Consider the following 19,265-nt stretch of genomic DNA (forward strand, 5'->3'; position numbering starts at 1 on the left):
ATCCAACATTTAGAACAAAAAGGAATTCGTTGTTCTAAATCAGCTTATTTCAACAGTTCCCTGGCTATCACCAGTTTTTGTATTTCAGAGGTACCTTCATAAATCTGCGTAATTTTAGCATCGCGCATCAGCCGCTCTACGTGATATTCTCTGACATATCCATAGCCTCCGTGTATCTGAACCGCTTCTGTCGTAACCCACATTGCAACATCCGACGCGTACAGTTTTGCCATTGCCGCCGCCTGCACGTAATCCTTACCCTCGTCTTTCACCAGCGCGGCTTTATAGACCAATAACCGAGCAGCTTCCACTTTCGTGGCCATTTCAGACAGTTTAAACTGAATTGCCTGGTGATCGCTGATCGGCTTCCCGAATGTTTTGCGCTCTTTGGAATATTTCAAGGAGAGATCCAATGCGCCCGCAGCTATTCCCAGCGCCTGGGCAGCGATACCTATCCTGCCTCCATTCAAAACATTCATCGCGAATTTGAATCCAAGTCCGTCTTCCCCTATCCTGTTCTCTTTGGGCACAATTACATCCGAAAACATCAAAGTATGTGTATCCGATGCCCTTATCCCCATCTTATCTTCCTTCTTACCAACTGCAAATCCACTCCAATCCTTCTCTACCAAAAACGCATTGATCCCGTGGTGCCTCTTTTCGGCGTCAGTTTGGGCAATAACAATGCACACATCTGAGGTCTTGCCGCTGGTAATCCAGTTTTTGGTACCATTCAACAGATAATGTGTTCCCTGATCAATGGCGGTTGTGTGCTGAGAAGTAGCGTCAGAACCAGCTTCCGGCTCCGATAAACAGAACGCACCGATTATTTCGCCTGTGGCAAGCCGCGTCAGGTATTTTTGTTTCAACTCTTCGCTGCCATATTTTTCAAGTCCCCAGCAGACCAGAGAATTATTGACGGACATAATAACGCCAGCAGACGCATCAATCCTGGAAATCTCCTCCATTGCCAGCACGTAAGAGAGCGTATCCATTCCGCTGCCGCCATATTCCGGCGCTACCATCATTCCAAGAAATCCAAGCTGGCCCATTTTGTGGAGCAGGGCGGGATCAAATTTCTCATTGATATCACGCTCGATGACGCTGGGCTGCAATTCAGTATTGGCAAAATCCCGTGCAGCCTCGCGCACCGATTCATGCTCTTCGCTCAGATTAAAATCCATTCCGTTTAATAATGTGGTTGTCGACTTATTGAACGTTGATTGAAATAATGATCATTATCAAAAATAATTTTTTGCCGAACAGCAGACAAGCATACTATTCCATTGGATTAAATCTTTGATATTAGCTACTCATTATCAGTAAACTTGTTTTAAGTTTGCGGCTTGATTACGTCAGATTGCAGATGCCGATTCTTACCATTTTTTACATTAAACTCCTCATTAATCTTGGGTTAACGCTCGGAATAATTTGGGCAATTACCAGGTCCGATCTTTTTTCGCGTTGGCAGTCAGGGAATGATAAATTAGTTTTTGGACTGGGATTTCTACTTCTCCGGCTCATTCCGTACATCGGGATATTCCTGATAGTCAACGAAGATCCCCGGGGAGATATTCCTTTTTTCTTTTACAAAGCAGAAGCCGCAAAAGCAGGCGGTTTCGTTTATCGCGATTTCTGGTCCTACCACGCGCCACTTTACGCTTATATCATCAGCTTGCCTGTCTGGATCTGGCACAATGCACGCGCGATCGTACTTTTTATGGTTTTAATGGAGTCCGGAATTCTTTGGCTTACTTATAAAACTTACAAGGAACGATCTTCAAAAGCATTACAGCTCGCTATCATTTACTACCTGTTGCCCGCGGGCTTTATGTACATTTTGGTTGACGGACAGGAGGAAGTGTGGTTCTGGGGCGCAGCGCTGCTGCTGTGGCGCTATACGCTCAAACGTACTGACAATTATGAAGTGGGACTAGGTATACTCTACGCCATTTTCCTGTTGACAATCAAAGTTACATTCATTTTCCTGCTGCCTGCTATTTTGGTTTTGGTTAAAAAGCCTGTGAAAATGCTGCTGGTTATGGCTGCTATCGGTTTGCCGGCAGTAGGCTTCCTTTACTGGCAGATCGGCGACCTGTTCCTGATGCCGATACGACATACAGAACAGTTGATGACGCCCAACCTCTTTTCAATCGGAAGACCGTTTATCGAGCTGATCGTTCCGATTGACGAGAAAAACTCCGGGATGATCAACTGGTTTGGCTTGCTCTTCACCGTTTTTGTACCGGTTTACATGGCCTTCAAATCGCGGCACCGGCACATCAATGAGGTACTTCCGGGTATTTTCGTTGCTTGTTTTGTTTGCATGATGATTTTCCAGGCCAGCGCAATGGGTGCTTATCTGATCGCTTATTTAATGGCTGTTTTATTTGAGATTATTGATATCCGCAAAACTTTCCATGTGGTGGTTTTGCTGTTGCTGAACTGGCTGACAGTCGTGCAACCCTTTGTTTGGGTATATATCAAACAGCCTGCATATACTTCTCTGGGCATGTTCAGCGACTTATCATACCTGTTTGAATACATTCTTGAAATACTGAATGTGCTCTGCTTCCTCTGGATTTTGCGGGAAACATATCGCAAGATTGTTCCTTCCAAAAACACGGTACTGGCATGAGTATAATCCTCGCCAAACTAGGCATCAGCCTACTCTGCGTCCTTTTTGTATGTATCCTGCTGTTTTTCAAAACCAGGATACAGCAGTGGCTCGAATCGAAATCTGCAAGAGCTACTCTTCTGGTCAGCTGGCTTTTACTGCGCTTGATTCCTTTCCTGGTCATTTACATTGCAGCAGGTATGGAGCCCACTTCCGATGTAAACGGATTTTGGGACGAAGCGAGCAAGGCTTCACTGGGCCAGGTTGTATATCGTGACTTCTGGTCGCCGTACTCGCCGCTGTATGCTTACTTTTTAGGTATCTGGTTGAAAATCTGGTTCAATGCGAAGATGATCGTGTTTACAATGGCAGTAATGGATGGAGTTGCATTACTGGCCAGCTACCATTTTTTCAGACCTTTTTTCACAAAGGGAAAATTCCTGTTTCTCGCTATCATTTACCTGCTGCTGCCAGGTTCGCTTGTACTATGTGTAATCGGTGCACAGGAAGATGTCTGGATGTGGTTGTTCGTCATACTTGCCTACCTCGTCCGCGAGCGTACATTACGCGTTGAATGGTATGCAGTTATTCTGGCGATCGGGCTTCTCACTACCAAGGCAATTTTCGTATTAATACTAATACCGCTTTTTCTTCTTGAAAAAGAGAAGATGCGCATGCTAATTCCGATGGCGATTATCGGAGTTATCTCCCTCGGGATCTTATATCCGCTGGTTGGCTGGGAATTTATGCAGCCGCTCGATGAAGCAAAAACGCTTCGCGCACCTAACATTCCTGCCATTATCAACCCCTGGTTTAATAACGAAATCGGTGTCGGGGAGAAATTCTGGAATTGGATCGGGCTTGCTTTGTCTGTCGGACTAGCTACCTTTTCAGCCTGGCGAATGCGTCATTTTGACTTCCGGATCATGCTGTCAAGAGTCTGGATCGTCTTGTATGCGACTATGATGATCGTGCAGCAAAGTGCGTATAGCAACTACATTTTCCTCTTCCTCTTACCGCTCGTTTTTGTTACCATTAATTGGAAAAACAAAACGCAGCTGGCGATCTTCTTTATTTATAACATACTGTGCGTCGTACACCCTTCTTTCTGGTGGCGGCTCGGTATGCCGTGCTATATGACGCCGGGAGATACATTTGCCTCTTCACAATTGCTGATAGACTATTCCATGCAGGTCTGCATTGTATTCATGACGGGCTACTTCATCTGGCTGGCATTTCCAAAAAGCAACGAAGCTCCGCCGAAATCGACGATTTACGGTAGTATATAAAACAAGAAAGGCGCTCGTGAACGAGCGCCTTTCTTGTTTCAAACTAACTAAGTCTATTCGATTGTGTCAAAACCGCAGTAAGGTACAAGCACATCCGGAACCTTCACAGTCCCGTCTGCTTGCTGGTTGTTTTCCAGTAATGCAGCCAAAATACGGGGCAATGCAAGCGCAGATCCATTTAGGGTATGAAGCAGCTGCGTTTTCTTATCAGCGCCTTTGAAACGCAATTTCAGCCTGTTTGCCTGGTAAGTCTCGAAGTTGGACACAGAACTGCATTCCAACCACCGCTCCTGCCCGGCTGACCATACTTCGAAGTCGTAAGTAAGTGCAGATGTGAAGCCCATATCCCCGCCGCAAAGTCGCAGGATCCGGTACGGAAGTCCAAGCTTGCCAAGCAGGCTTTTCACATGAGCAACCATTTCGTCCAGCGCCTTGTATGATTCCTCCGGCTTGTTGATCTGCACGATTTCCACCTTATCAAACTGGTGCAGGCGGTTCAACCCGCGCACGTGCGCTCCCCAGCTGCCTGCTTCGCGACGGAAACAGGGCGTATAGGCAACGTTTTTAACGGGGAGTTCACTTTCAGCAACAATTACGTCACGGTATAAGTTGGTTACAGGCACTTCCGCAGTCGGGATCAGGTACAGATCGTCGGCAGCATCATGGTACATTTGGCCTTCCTTATCCGGCAACTGGCCCGTTGCGAAACCCGAATCTGCATTCACTACGATCGGAGGCTGCACTTCTGTGTAACCTGCTTTTCCAGCTTCATCCAGGAAGAATGCGATCATAGCCCGCTGCAAACGCGCTGCCTTTCCTTTATACACCGGAAAACCGGCACCGGTAATTTTATTGCCAAGTTCAAAATCAATAATCGGAGCCTGGCTCTTGCCCAATTTCTTAATCAGCTCCCAATGCGGCAATGCACCCTGATGCAGCGAAGGTTTGGTGCCTTCCTCCAAAACAGTCACATTGTCCTCAGCAGTTCTTCCCTCGGGCACACTCTCGTGAGGTAGGTTAGGCAGCTTTACGAGCTCTTCAAGCAGCGATTTTTCAACTTGCTTGTGCTCCTCGTCGAGTGCCCTGGATTTCTCTTTTAAAGTCGCTGTAACAGCTTTCGCTTCTTCCGCTTCGGCCGACTTTCCTGCTTTCATCAGCGCACCGATTTCGCGGGCCTGATTGTTGGACGCGGCCAGAGTTTCATCCAGCTCCTGCTGGATTTCCCGCCGTTTTTTGTCAAGATCAAGTATTCTTTCTACCGCCTGCTCTGCATCTTTAAAATGCTTTTTTGTAAGCCCGGCAATAGTAAGTTCCCTGTTTTCGCGTATGAAGTTGGTTTGTAACATTTCAGGTTAAATATCTTTCTTATGGTGCAGTGAAAATATCCTTCATTGCATCCTCGTAATAAAATAATCTTTCATTAAGTACATTCAGCGCTTCGGCCTTGTATTTCGAATGAATCAATAAAGAAAGATTGTGTTCAGACGCTCCGTACGAAATCATTCGTATTGGTATATGTTTCAGAGCATCAAGCACTTTCAATGCAATACCTTCTTTATCGGCACTGAAATTACCTACAATGCAAATGATGTTCTGATCTACATCGTGTTCTTCCAGATCAGCGAACTCCCGAAGTTCAGCAGTGATTTTATCCAGATTCTCCGAGTTATCAATTGTTACCGAAACAGACACTTCCGAGGTAGTGATCATATCCACGGGCGTCTTGTATTTTTCAAATACTTCAAACACCCTGCGAAGGAATCCGTAAGCATTCAGCATACGGGTCGAGTGAATGTAAATTGCCGTGATATTATCTTTCGCGGCAATCGCTTTAATCTCTCTGTCCGAAGTTTGATTGGCGATCAATGTACCAGGGGCTTCCGGCTGCATTGTATTTTTCAGACGAACCGGAACTCCTCTCAGTTTAGCCGGTGTAATGGTACTTGGATGTAAGATTTTAGCTCCGAAGTACGCCAGTTCAGCGGCTTCTTCAAAAGTCAGCTCGCGAATCGGGAATGTGCGTTTTACAATCCTGGGATCATTATTATGCATTCCGTCAATGTCAGTCCAGATCTGGATTTCATCAGCGCGGATCGCACCCCCAATCAGTGAAGCAGTATAATCCGAGCCTCCCCTTTTCAGGTTATCAACTTCCTCCCTCGGGTTTCTGCATATAAATCCTTGTGTGATAATGGTAGCTTTATCAGGGTACTGGTTCAGGATCGTTACCAGCTTATCTTCAATCACCGAAAGCTCAGGTTCTCCATCGGCATCAATGCGCATGAAATCAAGCGCCGAAAGCAGTACCGAGTTATCGCCTTTCTCTTCAAGGTACGCCTGGAACATTTTGGTACTTAGTATCTCCCCTTCCGCAACCAGTTCCTTATCCTGTTTGATCGTGAATGGCTTTATTCCCACAAGCGATTTAATGTAGCCAAACTCCGTATCCACAATCTCCTGTCCCTTTTGCAGCGACTCAGGTGTAGAATAAAGCTCTTTTACAAAAAGTGCATAATGCGTTTTAAGGTCGTCGATCAACACAGCCGCTTTGGCATCATCAAATGATTTTACAGCCTCACCGATCGCGATCAATGCGTTAGTCGAGCCTGATAGCGCAGACAGAACAACGATTTTCCGATTAGAATCACTTTTGAGGAGTTCGCGGATGGAATGCATACGCTCAGGCTTGCCTACCGACGTACCGCCAAATTTCCAGACTTGCATAATGTAATGATTGAATGATTAAATTTTGAATGACTGATATAGGTCACGAATTGTTCAGAGGTGATTCTCAATTCATAACGAGATCTTAATCGTTAGAAGTTGTATCCCTGTGCTACCTGCGCATAAAGTCCCAGCATTTTAATAGCAGTCATCGCAGCTTCGTCCCCTTTATTTCCATGAACGCCACCCGCACGGTCCAAAGCCTGCTCCATGGTATTTGGCGTCAGCACACCGAAGATTACCGGCTTGTCTGTTTTGAGACTCACATTGGTAATTCCCTGAGCTACCGCGTGATTGATGTAATCATTGTGTTTCGTTTCACCCTGAATAACAACTCCCAATGCGATTACTGCGTCTACATTTGGACGCTGGGCAAACCATTGTGAAGCCAATGTAAGCTCGAAGCTCCCGGGTACATTGCCACGTTCAATGTTTTCAGGAGCGGCACCATACTGGATTAATGTCTGATATGCTCCTTCAAACAGTTTCTCTGTCACTTCCGAATTCCATTCTGCTACAACGATCGCGAACCGCTTTGAGCTGATATCAGGTAGGCCCTCGGTATTAAACACACTTAAATTCTTATCTGCGCTGGACATTGCTTTATAGTCTAATCGTGGATTGTTCGATAAAATGAATAAAAAAAGGATAAAACCACGTCGGCTTTATCCTCTTTCAGAACAGAATGGTTAACCATTATTTGCCGACCTGTCCTTCTAATAACCCCATGTATTTCTTGGCATTTACCACTTCCGTCGAAAGCGGGAAATCCTCAACCACACGTTTATAGGAAGCAACTGCATCAGCTGCCTTACCAGCTTTTTCCTGAGCCAAAGCGAGCTTCATCAGGTATACTGGTGTAAAATATTCGTTTTTCTCGTAATCAGCAGCTTTCTGGTAATAAGAGATTGCCTCAGCAGCCTGATTTTTCTCCATATAAGCATCTCCGATCAAAGACTGAGCACGGGCATGAATGAGCAAGTCAGAAGAGCTGAAAGATTTCAGGTGATCGATTGCTTCATCGTATTTGCCTTGTTTAAGCAATGCAACACCGGCGTAGAAATTAGCAAGATTACTTGCGTCGGTACCTTTGTAGCTATCAGCAATGGAAAGCAAACCTTCATTTCCTCCGCTTCCGTTCAACGCTTTTTGCAATGAATCCGCTTCGAAATCGTACACAACACTTGCTAATGCATTTTGAGCTGTTCCCTCCTGGCTGTCAATGTAAAAGCGATAGCCGGCGAATGCAACGATTGCAACCAGTATCGCTCCTCCAATCCCTAAAACAACTTTGCGGTTCTTGATGAAAAAAGCTTCGGCCTTGTTAATCTGACCAGCTAATGCTTCCGGAGTTTCGATAATTTCAATCCCCGGTTCACCCGCGTTTTTCTTGCTCATATCAATTAATTCAATTTTGGAGTGCAAAGTTATGAAAACTTTATTAAGTCAAAACAAGTTGTAGCACAATTCTTTGTATTCCGCTGGCGCTGTTCTTCAATATTATTTATAGCTATAATGAAGTTTGCATTTCACAATCCGTTTGTTGTTCTGAATAAAACAAAAAGCGTGAAGGCTGTTTACCTCCACGCTTTTCCTTATCTGAGTTTCTTAAAATTATCAGACGTATAACGGGAATTGTTTCATCCAATTATTTACTTCGTCTTTAACAGAAGCGATTTTTGAGTCATTATCGTGATTAACAAGCACGGTATCAACGAGATCAACAATCCGCTCCATATCTCCTTCAATCAATCCGCGTGTTGTCATTGCAGCTGTTCCTACACGGATCCCTGAGGTTACCATCGGAGATTTATCATCAAACGGTACCATGTTTTTATTGATAGTGATATCCGCTTTGATCAACGTGTTTTCTGCCAGCTTACCTGTCAACCCCGAATCCACGCCATTCTTTGTACGAAGATCGATCAGCATCAGGTGATTATCTGTACCTCCTGAGATGATGCGGTAGCCTTTTTCTACAAATGCTTTGGCCATTGCCTGCGCATTGCGTGCAACCTGCGTTGCGTAGTTATAGTAACCTTCGCTCAATGCTTCTCCAAATGCAACTGCTTTTGCAGCAATGATATGTTCCAATGGACCGCCTTGTGTACCCGGGAACACACCTGAATCCAGCAGGGACGACATTGTTCTTAATTGTCCTTTTTGTGTTTTAATGCCAAACGGATTCTCAAAATCATTCCGCATCATAATTACTCCACCTCTTGGTCCGCGCAATGTTTTGTGCGTGGTAGTAGTTACAATGTGGCAATGGTCGAAAGGATCTTTCAAAAGTCCCTTTGCGATAAGACCAGCCGGGTGGGAAATGTCTGCCATCAGAATAGCACCTACCTGATCAGCGATTGCTCTCAAACGCTCGTAATCCCAGTCACGGCTGTATGCAGATGCGCCGCAGATCAACAGCTTCGGGCGCTCTTTCAATGCAGTTGCTTCTACCTTATCCCAGTCAATCAGACCAGTTTCAGCTTCAACGCCGTAAAATACAGGCTGGAAGTACTTACCTGAAATATTAACAGGCGAACCATGCGTAAGGTGACCACCGTGAGCCAGGTTGAAACCCATGATTTTATCACCTGGATTCAAACAAGCCAGGAACACTGCAGTATTTGCCTGTGCACCTGAATGCGGCTGTACGTTAGCCCAGGTTGCTCCAAACAGTTCTTTTAACCTGTCTATTGCAATTTGTTCAATTTCATCAACTACTTCGCAGCCGCCATAGTAGCGCTTGCCAGGTAGTCCTTCTGCATATTTGTTAGTCAATACACTACCGGAAGCTTCCATAACCTGACGGGAAGTGAAGTTTTCAGAAGCAATAAGCTCTATACCTGATTCCTGACGGTGCTTTTCCTTGTTGATCAGATCGAAAATGGTAGTGTCACGTTCAACGCTGGTGATGGTAGACATGAATGTATTTTTATGATATGGACTGAAGATGCCGCAAAAATACGAGCATTTCTTTTGTAATAAAATATAACTCCTTACTTTATGTTTCCGGTGATTTAAGAGGTTGCGGTACTAGTCACTATTAAATCTAAATCAGTAATTTTGAGAATGGAAGTTGTTTTTAAATTATTTTAAGAATATCAACTTTGTGTCGTATTTTTGCGGCGAATATTGCTGTGTGGTCGAACACTCGCGCTATATTGCAGGATATTTCTCTCTCGATCTATTCAAACTCTTAATAATAAATCCAAGTAAGTATGAGCCAACAAACGGTAAGTCCGCAGACAATACTGATGCAAGCTTCAAACAACGGAAAAGGTACAAACGGCACCATTGGGCAGCCCATTACCTACGAAAAAATTCCAACCCAGATATTTGCTGATTCTAAAGAAGCTTCCTACGCAGTTGCCAAGGAAATTGCTGATTTGATTCGCCAAAAGCAAAAAGAAGGTAAGCCTTGCGTGCTGGGACTTGCCACCGGATCTTCTCCCAAAACAGTTTATGCGCTTCTTGTAAAAATGCATAAGGAAGAAGGATTGAGCTTTAAAAACGTGATTTCTTTTAACCTCGACGAATACTATCAAATGGAGCCTGATTCCATTTATAGCTATCACAGGTTCATGAAAGAGCAGTTGTTTGACCATGTTGATATCGCAAAAGAAAATTACTTCCTACCGGATGGTACCGTTCCCGCTGCTTTGCTGCGCGACTACTGTACTTCTTACGAAAACAAAATCAATGCAGTAGGCGGACTGGACTTCCAGCTACTTGGTATCGGTGGAAACGGGCACATTGGTTTTAATGAGCCAGGATCTCTTATCAATTCACGTACAAGACTGATTACACTCGATCATTCAACCCGGGTAGCTGCTGGAATGGAATTCGGCGGATTGCATAATGTTCCCCGCAAAGCAATTACGCTGGGTGTAGCTCCTATATTAAATGCAAGAAGAATTGTACTGCTTGCATGGGGTGAGAGAAAAGCTTCGGTAATCCGCGGAGCTGTGGAAGGTCCCGTAACTGAACTGAACCCGGCTTCCTACTTGCAGGCGCACCCGGACGTTTCTTTTGTATTGGATGAAAGTGCCGCTTCCGAGCTGACCAGAATTAAAACACCTTGGGCTGTTGATTCTGTGATCTGGGATAATAAAATGATCAAAAAGGCTGTAACACATTTGTCTAAAGTGCTTTGCAAGCCGATCTTGAAACTTACAGATAAAGATTACAATGACAATGGTATGAGCGATTTGCTTGCCCAGTATGGTGCGGCTTATGAGATCAATATCAATGTATTTAATCAATTGCAGCATACTATTACCGGCTGGCCCGGAGGCAAGCCCAATGCAGACGATACCTACCGTCCGGAAAGGGCGCAGCCTACTAAAAAGCGTGTTCTGATTTTCAGCCCGCACCCTGATGACGACATTATTTCAATGGGTGGTACCTTCCAGCGGCTTGTTGACCAGGGTCACGAAGTACACGTTGCCTACCAGACTTCCGGTAACATCGCGGTTGCAGATGACGAGGCGCTCCGCTTTATTGATTTCGTAGTGGATTTTAATAAAGGTTTTGGAATTGATAGTCCGGATGCAAACAAGCTTTTCCTCGAAGCCAAAGAGTTTTTGAAACATACAAAAGACAGCGAGATTGATACACCTGAGATCCGCAAGGTAAAAGGATTACTTAGAAGGGGCGAAGCCAAAGCAACCTGCCGTTTTGTTGGGATTCCAACAAGCCAGGCTCACTTCCTGGATATGCCATTTTACGAAACAGGTACCGTTCAGAAGAAACCGATCGGTGAAGAAGATATCAAGATCATTGAAAACCTGATCGAAGAAATCAAGCCGCACCAGATATATGCTGCCGGCGACTTTGCCGATCCGCACGGAACGCATAAGGTTTGCTGGGATGCGATCGAAGCTGCATTACAGCGCTCGAAGCATAAGAATTTCATGAAAGACTGCTGGGTTTGGCTATATCGTGGCGCTTGGGCAGAGTGGGATATTTATGAGATCGAAATGGCAGTTCCGATGAGTCCTGACCAGGTTTTGAAAAAACGCCAGGGTATTTTCAAACACCAGTCTCAAAAAGATGGTGTTGTATTTCAGGGAGAAGATTCGCGCGAGTTCTGGCAGAGAGCCGAAGAAAGAAACCGGGGAACAGCGCACTTGTACGATTCACTCGGTCTCGCTGAATATGAAGCAATGGAAGCCTTCGTCAGGTGGAAATTCTAAGATAGATTGCAACAAAACAAGCCCGGAATATCCGGGCTTGTTTTGTTTTATAGCAAAATGTAAAAATATCTGTCTACTAACTTATTCTACAACTCCATGTCCATCCACATTCTTTGCGCCATCTTTTCAACCATGTTCATGATTCCTTGAAAAGCGCCAAAAATGATGCACAATGGCAAAATGACCGGAAGGAATATCAGCCATTGCAGAGCCATAGTGAAATTGAATCTTTTAAAAATTGGCGTTTTCATAGTTGGATCGGGTTAATACTCACGAGTTTAGTTTCCCAAGTTATACAAATTAATTCTAGGACACAACGATTTTGGAGCAAAATCAAGAAAATTTCTGAATCTTTTCAATAAATAATGTGATTATTCTTCATTAACATTTCCTCTCAACACTTTCGTTCAAATGCACTCCTCTTTACATTCAAAGAACCGGTTGCGAAAATTTTTGTTTATTTGTTATAGTAAAAATAGTCATCCCCCATTCACTATGCCGTCTCCCGACATTATACAACTACTGCCTGATTCTATTGCAAATCAAATTGCGGCGGGGGAGGTTGTGCAACGTCCCGCGTCGGTTGTAAAGGAGCTCCTCGAGAATGCAATTGATGCGCATGCTACCCAGATACAGGTTGTTCTGAGAGAGGCTGGCCGTACTTTGATCCAGATTATAGATAATGGTTCCGGTATGTCCGAGACGGACGCCAGGATGTCATTTGAAAGGCACGCTACGTCTAAAATCAGGAAATCGGAAGATCTGTTTAGTATCCGCACAATGGGTTTCAGAGGCGAGGCACTGGCATCCATTGCGGCAGTTGCACAGGTGGAGCTGCGTACCCGCCAGGAAGGCGACGAACTAGGTAAATTGATCCGTATTGACGGTTCCGAGATCAAAGCGCAGGAAAGCATTGCCGCTGTAAAAGGCACAAACCTGTCGGTCAAAAATCTTTTCTTCAATGTTCCGGCGAGACGAAATTTCCTGAAATCCAATTCTGTCGAAATGCGGCACGTTCTCGACGAGTTTCAGCGCGTTGCATTGTCGCACCCAGAGGTAAGTTTTACATTACATCATAACGATACAGAGGTTTTTAACCTACAACCGGCCAAGCTTGTTCGCCGCATTGTAGATATATACGGAAAGAGTTACCGGGAGCAGCTGGCATTCTGCCAGGAAGATACTTCTTACGTAAGTGTCAGAGGCTACATTGGGAAGCCGGAATTCGCACGCAAAACGCGCGGTGAACAGTTTTTCTTTGTCAATGACAGGTATATCAAGCATAGTTACCTGCACCACGCCGTGATCAGCGCATTTGACGGTACTATCCCGGATGGTAGCCACCCATTTTATGTCCTGTTTCTTGAAATAGATCCTTCGCATATCGATATCAATATTCATCCGACAAAAACGGAGATCAAATTTGATGATGAGAAATCGGTTTATGCCATTGTAATGGCTGCTGTTAAAAAGGCAGTCGGGGTTTACAATTTTTCACAATCCATCGATTTTGACGATAATGTAAATTTCTTCAATCAAGGCGCCGGCACAGACCCTGGACTTAGTTTCGTCCCTCGCACCGTAATGCCTGACTGGGCAGCGCAATCCAAAAAAAGTGACAATGGACCTACAAAGTCTAACCTGACTAATTGGAGCAAGCTGTTTGAAGGACTTCAAAATACAGAAGACCGTGGTCGCGAATTGGCTGCGTTTGAAGTAAGTCCGGTTACTGTTTCACGACCAGCCTATCACGAAGAATCAAAGACAGTAGCCAGCAAGATCAATAGAATGGCGTCTGAGGTAATCTCTGCGCCTGAAAGTGATGCAGTGTTATTCCAGCTGCATAACAGATACATTCTGTCCCAGGTTAAAGACGGAATAATGCTGATCGATCAGAAAGCCGCGTACGAACGAATTTTATACGAAAGATATCGTAAGATGCTGATTAACAGAAGCGGTGCATGTCAGCAACTGCTTTTCCCAAAAAGGATCAGGCTGACGCATTCGGATATGCAGCTTGTTAAAGAGACTAAGAAGGAAATCCATAGTCTGGGCTTTGAATTTGACGAGTTTGGGGCCAATGAGCTGATTATTCGTGGAATTCCGGCAGATCTTCCGGAGGAAAGCGAGCAGGATCTTTTCGAGGAGTTGATTGAGCAGTTGAAGCAGAGCTATTCAGATCTTAAATTGAATAAACCTGAAAGTCTCTCCCGCTCGCTCGCACGGCGGTTTTCGGTGCGGTATGCAGTTAAGCTCTCATTTGTAGAAATCCATACATTGATTGATCAGCTGTTTGCTTCCACTGATCCAAACAGAACCCCTGGTGGCGAGGCCATAATTGTCTTGCTGACCATGGATAAGCTGACGAGCATATTTAAAAGCTAGGAACCAAAAAACAGGCACGTCCCTTTCAAGAATAAACGCTGAATTTAGATTAACATGTTAGCCATAACCCCAACGGTAAGAAATTTACTGATTCTGAATATCCTCTTTTATCTGGTTGATACTAGCTTTCTTAATTTAAGTAACAACTTCTCTCTCAGGTCAGTACTTTCGCCTGATTTCATGCCCTACCAATTTGTGACTTACATGTTTTTGCATGGTAGTCTCGGGCATTTGTTCAGCAACATGTTTGGTTTATTCATGTTTGGCCCGCTGCTCGAAAGAATGTGGGGACCGAAGCGGTTCTTATTTTTCTACTTTTTCACGGGAATAGGAGCCGGACTACTTTTCTCCGGAATTGATTATTTTGAGAACACACAGGTACGTCAAGCTGTTGAAATATATACTCAAAATCCTACACCCGACGGACTGGCTGATTTCATGAGTAAATACGCGAAGGGGATTTATGAATCGACACTGAGTTTTTTAAATAAATTTGAGGAGAATCCGACGAATACCAGTTATATTCAGGATAGTATCAATTTTGTCAATGTCTATTACGAACGCCTGATAAATACACCGATGGTGGGTGCATCAGGAGCAATTTTCGGTATCCTGATGGCGTTTGGTTTATTATTTCCAAATACTGAGCTTTTCCTGCTGTTTGTACCATTTCCTATTAAGGCTAAATATTTCGTCGCCTTCTACGGATTGTACGAATTGTATGCAGGTATTCAAAATGCTCAGTCGGACAATGTAGCGCATTTCGCCCATATCGGAGGAATGCTATTTGCATATATTTTACTGCGTTACTGGGGCACGCAAAAATCAAATTTCTATTGAAGATGAGCAATATTGTTGATGACGTAAAACGTGAATTCGCCAAATCCGAGAATGCACTTGTAAAGATTATATTGATAAACACGGCGGTATTTCTTGTTTTACTGCTATCCAAAATCATTCTGACGCTTTCTCAGGCGTCCGGTATATACCTGCTAGTGATAAACTCACTGCAACTGCCGGCTGCTACCAACGAGTTAATATATAAGCCCTGGACGCTCATTACCTATTTCTTTACACACGACGATATATTTCACATTCTGTTCAACATGCTATTCCTGTACTGGTTTGGCAAGCTGGTGGATGAATATTTAGGTGCAAAAAGGGTAATAGCGCTTTATATGCTGGGTGGAATCGCGGGTGGTCTGGTTTACATTGTGCTCTATAATGTTTTGCCTTATTTTCAGGCTCATATAGAAGGTTCTAGAATGCTTGGCGCATCTGCTGCTGCCTTTTCAGTAGCTGTGGGAGCATCGACATTGCTGCCCAATTATACCTTTAATCTGATATTCCTGGGTCCGATTCGAATCAAATTTATTGCATTGTTCTATATCATTTTGTCACTGGCGCAAACGGTAGGTCCTAATGCAGGTGGAAACCTAGCTCATTTAGGAGGTGCATTCGTTGGTTATATATTCATCAAATTACTGCAAAGCGGTACGGATCTTGGAAAGCCTATCTATGCGATTATGTCGGGTTGGTCAAGAATGTTCAGAAAGCGGCCGGCAATGCAGGTGACGTACAGAGAACGTCAGGTGTATCGCAGCACCAGCGTATATTCTTCTTCATCATCGGGTACGATTGAAATGCCTGACCAAATGGAGATTGATAATATCCTTGACAAGATTTCGAAGTCTGGCTATGAAAGCCTGACTAAGGAAGAGAAACAGAAGTTGTTCAAGGCTAGTCAGCAAAAATAATCACACTTAGCAGCTATTTGCTTAATTTCGCATCAGGTTTGCAGACATTTTAGTGCTCAAAATCTGATTTCAATTCCCCACTGTATGCTTATAACTCCTGGCAAATTGTTAGCTAAAATTGATAGTCCGGAAGACTTACGAAAACTGGATATATCACAACTTCCCACAGTCTGCAATGAACTAAGGCAGTTTATAATTGATAATGTTTCGGTTTACGGCGGACATTTTGGTGCTAGTTTGGGAGTAGTTGAGCTAAGTGTTGCTTTGCATTATGTGTTTAATACACCCGATGATCAGATTGTCTGGGATGTTGGTCATCAGGCTTACGGCCATAAAATTCTGACAGGAAGACGAGATACCTTTCATTCAAACAGAACTTATGGTGGTTTATCAGGCTTTCCCAAACGGAAGGAGAGCATTTATGATGCCTTTGGTGTAGGACATTCATCTACGTCCATTTCTTCGGCATTGGGAATGGCTGTCGCTTCTGCTTTGGAAAAGAACTTCGAAAGACAGCATATCGCAGTTATTGGCGATGGCGCTATGACAGCCGGATTGGCATTTGAAGGCATGAACCACGCAGGTGCCACTGACTCCAACCTGCTGATTATCCTGAATGATAATTGCATGGCCATTGACCCAAATGTGGGGGCTTTGAAGGAGTACCTTACAGATATTACCACATCTCAAACCTATAATAAATTTCGCGACGAAGTCTGGAACCTGCTTGGAAAAATGAGCCACTTTGGAAAAAGTGCGCAGGAAATTGTATCCAAGGTAGAGACGGTAATGAAGACAGCGATCTTGCGGCAGAGTAACCTGTTTGAATCATTAGGTCTGAGATATTTCGGTCCCATTGACGGAAATGATATTAGCCACTTAACTGAGGTTCTACACGATTTGAAAAGTATTCCCGGGCCAAAGCTTTTGCATTGTTTAACTGTAAAAGGCAAAGGTTACGGACCTGCAGAAAAAGACCAGACGAAATGGCACGCTCCTGGCATCTTTGATAAGATTACCGGTGAGATACAAAAGAAAACCTATGATACACCACAAGCCCCGAAATACCAGGACGTTTTTGGACATACATTAGTGGAGCTTGCGAAAGAGAACTCAAAGATTGTTGGTGTTACTCCTGCAATGCCTTCCGGATCTTCCTTGAATATTATGATGGAAGCTATGCCGGATCGCGCTTTTGACGTGGGTATAGCTGAGCAACATGCAGTGACCTTTTCTGCTGGAATGGCAACAAGGGGCGACATTGTCTTTTGCAACATTTATTCGACATTCATGCAACGCTCGTATGATCAGGTAGTGCATGATGTTTGCATTCAGGAATTGCCCGTCATTTTTTGCCTTGATCGTGCTGGCCTTGTGGGCGCAGACGGACCTACGCACCACGGCGTTTATGACATTGCGTACATGCGCTGCATACCTAATATGGTCGTGGCATCGCCGATGAATGAGCAAGAACTAAGAAATATGATGTACACTGCTCAGTTAGCATCATTTCAGGCTGGTAAAAATGCTTTGACCATCAGATATCCTCGCGGAGCAGGTGTAATGCCGCAATGGAAAACTCCATTCGAGGAAATAGAGATTGGACGGGGTAGAAAAATAAAAGGCGGATCTGACGCAGCAATTTTGTCATTTGGCCCACTTGGAAACTTTGCAGCAACAGCTTGCTATTTACTCGAAGATCAAGGAATTTCCGCGGCCTTATACGATATGCGTTTTGCCAAACCCCTCGATAAAAAATTGCTTCTTGAAATTTTCTCTTCTTTCGACCGCATTGTAACCCTTGAAGACGGATGCCTGCAAGGTGGATTTGGAAGCGCTGTACTTGAATTTATGAATGATAGTGGTTATTCCTGTCGGGTAAAGCGTTTAGGAATTCCGGATACCATTATAGAGCACGGCGAACCTCACGAATTGTATCACGAATGTGGCCTTGACACCGCAGGAATAATTAGCTCTGTTAAAGAGTTAATCGGCACGCAAGATGAACTGCGAACATCGGTATACTAAGCAAAAGAAGAGGGTGTCTCAGTTTTAACGAGGCACCCTCTTTCATTTGCTTTTTAAATTGTCTAAAATGAAGATCTATATAGCCATTCAAAAGCAAATATGCTGTTTTTGTACGTGAAAACGATCGAAGACCTTCGATGCCGCTTGAAAAACAACGGCTTACGATAAGTCCCATGTTAGCAGCGATATCCAGTGTCACTTCTCTTACCTTTCCACGAAGGCGCTTAGGGATTTTCCTCAAAACCTCAATGACCGAGTTAGCTTGCGTGCCTTTGATCAAGCCACCAATGAGCCCTTGCGACCTTTCGCTTCCTTATTAGTCACAACTGTATATAGCTCACCATTGGGTAATGAGGTTTAATCAATGCTTAGACATGAACCTGTGTTTTCTGGGAACAAGAGCCACTCAGGGGCATGCTCTCGTTGATCCCAATCCTTAGGGTCCTTGTATTGCTGTTGAAGCTGTTTGCCGTCTAAGTGGAAGTATTTGCCTAGTTGGAGCAACTTACGGTGCTCTTATTAATACATTGTTTTTAAAAAATCAGCGAACTCTTTTGTCATTCGAGTCCCCCATTGCACTACATTCCAGTCCTTGCTGATAATCTAGCCAGTGCCTTTGACATCTCAGCTCCAATGCTTTATACAGGGCGTAACTTCCGGATTTTTAAATGGGAAATCCTAAATATATATCTCAGCAAGAAAGCCCTTAAACTTTAATTTTTGATCTGTGTATTCAGAAGGAGGAAGAATTTTCTCCTCCAGATAGATATGCAAACTAGTTAGGCTTCAACGATTTTGGAAAGCTCGAAATAATCGAAGATACCCTCAGGTAACAGCGAAGCGGACTAGGGCTAAATAGGACTCTTGCAATGCATTCAATATTGATTCATCACAAAACAAATATTTCTTTATCGCTCCCCAAGTTTTGGGCTGATCCTTCGTCAGTGGCTCTGGCCGGGGTTGGCGTACAACCTAGAACGATGTGAACACCAAGCCATAAGCAACAAAAAAAGACCATCTTTAAGGGATGGTCTTTTGAGATGGTATTGTGGCGACCAGGCTACGCGCCCCGCTTACTTTACCAGGTTTGATCCAAGTATCATCGGCGGTTCTGGGCTGGGCGCCCCCGGCTTAGGCAGCCCCAGCTTAACTTCTCTGTTCCGGGACGCGTAGTCGGGATGGGAAGAGGTAAGCACAAAAAAAGCCCCACATTTCTGCGGGGCTTTTAATTGCTATGGTATTGTGGCGACTACCTACTTTACCAGGTTTG

The 19,265-nt window shown here is 44.3% G+C and carries 14 protein-coding genes; 7 read left to right on the plus strand and 7 right to left on the minus strand.

The genetic code is table 11. From position 1 onward, the window contains the following. Positions 1-44: 44 nt before the first annotated feature. Complete coding sequence (locus tag AC1XTG_RS25165; protein ID WP_056279081.1) at positions 45-1,184, minus strand: acyl-CoA dehydrogenase; 1,140 nt, start codon at positions 1,182-1,184, stop codon at positions 45-47. Between the two features lie 155 nt (positions 1,185-1,339). Between AC1XTG_RS25165 and AC1XTG_RS25170 the strand changes: the two genes are divergently transcribed. Further along, the gene (locus AC1XTG_RS25170) at positions 1,340-2,638 is read left to right on the plus strand and encodes a hypothetical protein (protein WP_484843849.1); all 1,299 of its coding nucleotides are present in this window, start codon (positions 1,340-1,342) and stop codon (positions 2,636-2,638) included. Beyond that, entirely contained in the window at positions 2,635-3,906 is a 1,272-nt protein-coding gene (locus tag AC1XTG_RS25175) for a hypothetical protein (RefSeq protein ID WP_484843850.1), read from the plus strand. Before AC1XTG_RS25170 ends, AC1XTG_RS25175 begins: the two co-directional genes overlap by 4 nt. Positions 3,907-3,959: 53 nt before the next feature. Here the strand turns inward: AC1XTG_RS25175 and serS are convergent, their stop codons facing one another. The 5 genes from serS to AC1XTG_RS25200 all read right to left on the minus strand — a co-directional run bounded on the left by serS (position 3,960) and on the right by AC1XTG_RS25200 (position 9,552). After that, positions 3,960-5,252, minus strand: coding sequence for a serine--tRNA ligase (gene serS / locus AC1XTG_RS25180; RefSeq protein WP_484843851.1), 1,293 nt, complete (start codon positions 5,250-5,252; stop codon positions 3,960-3,962). 19 nt (positions 5,253-5,271) lie between these two features. Beyond that, positions 5,272-6,630, minus strand: coding sequence for an aspartate kinase (locus tag AC1XTG_RS25185; protein WP_484843852.1), 1,359 nt, complete (start codon positions 6,628-6,630; stop codon positions 5,272-5,274). A gap of 92 nt (positions 6,631-6,722) precedes the next feature. After that, positions 6,723-7,229, minus strand: a complete 507-nt coding sequence (gene ribH / locus AC1XTG_RS25190) for a 6,7-dimethyl-8-ribityllumazine synthase (protein WP_484843853.1) — start codon at positions 7,227-7,229, stop codon at positions 6,723-6,725. A gap of 97 nt (positions 7,230-7,326) precedes the next feature. Beyond that, complete coding sequence (locus tag AC1XTG_RS25195) at positions 7,327-8,028, minus strand: tetratricopeptide repeat protein (protein ID WP_056279069.1); 702 nt, start codon at positions 8,026-8,028, stop codon at positions 7,327-7,329. A 219-nt stretch (positions 8,029-8,247) separates the two neighbouring features. Further along, positions 8,248-9,552 carry a serine hydroxymethyltransferase gene (locus tag AC1XTG_RS25200; RefSeq protein ID WP_056279067.1) on the minus strand — a complete coding sequence of 435 codons (1,305 nt, stop codon included), beginning with the start codon at positions 9,550-9,552 and terminating at the stop codon, positions 8,248-8,250. A 332-nt stretch (positions 9,553-9,884) separates the two neighbouring features. Between AC1XTG_RS25200 and nagB the strand changes: the two genes are divergently transcribed. Then, a complete protein-coding gene (nagB, locus tag AC1XTG_RS25205) occupies positions 9,885-11,825 on the plus strand; it encodes a glucosamine-6-phosphate deaminase (protein ID WP_056283038.1) in 1,941 nt (646 codons plus the stop codon). 86 nt (positions 11,826-11,911) lie between these two features. Here the strand turns inward: nagB and AC1XTG_RS25210 are convergent, their stop codons facing one another. Next, a complete protein-coding gene (locus tag AC1XTG_RS25210; RefSeq protein ID WP_169739274.1) occupies positions 11,912-12,076 on the minus strand; it encodes a hypothetical protein in 165 nt (54 codons plus the stop codon). Between the two features lie 244 nt (positions 12,077-12,320). Between AC1XTG_RS25210 and mutL the strand changes: the two genes are divergently transcribed. The 4 genes from mutL (at position 12,321) to dxs (ending at position 17,995) form a co-directional block, all read left to right on the plus strand. After that, entirely contained in the window at positions 12,321-14,210 is a 1,890-nt protein-coding gene (gene mutL, locus AC1XTG_RS25215) for a DNA mismatch repair endonuclease MutL (RefSeq protein WP_484843854.1), read from the plus strand. A 54-nt stretch (positions 14,211-14,264) separates the two neighbouring features. Beyond that, the gene (locus AC1XTG_RS25220; protein WP_056279063.1) at positions 14,265-15,050 is read left to right on the plus strand and encodes a rhomboid family intramembrane serine protease; all 786 of its coding nucleotides are present in this window, start codon (positions 14,265-14,267) and stop codon (positions 15,048-15,050) included. Between the two features lie 2 nt (positions 15,051-15,052). Further along, the gene (locus AC1XTG_RS25225; RefSeq protein ID WP_056279061.1) at positions 15,053-15,967 is read left to right on the plus strand and encodes a rhomboid family intramembrane serine protease; all 915 of its coding nucleotides are present in this window, start codon (positions 15,053-15,055) and stop codon (positions 15,965-15,967) included. 84 nt (positions 15,968-16,051) lie between these two features. Then, positions 16,052-17,995, plus strand: a complete 1,944-nt coding sequence (gene dxs, locus AC1XTG_RS25230; RefSeq protein ID WP_056279059.1) for a 1-deoxy-D-xylulose-5-phosphate synthase — start codon at positions 16,052-16,054, stop codon at positions 17,993-17,995. Positions 17,996-19,265: the final 1,270 nt, after the last annotated feature.

Source organism: Dyadobacter sp. HNCC25DJ183 (genome assembly GCF_056895175.1).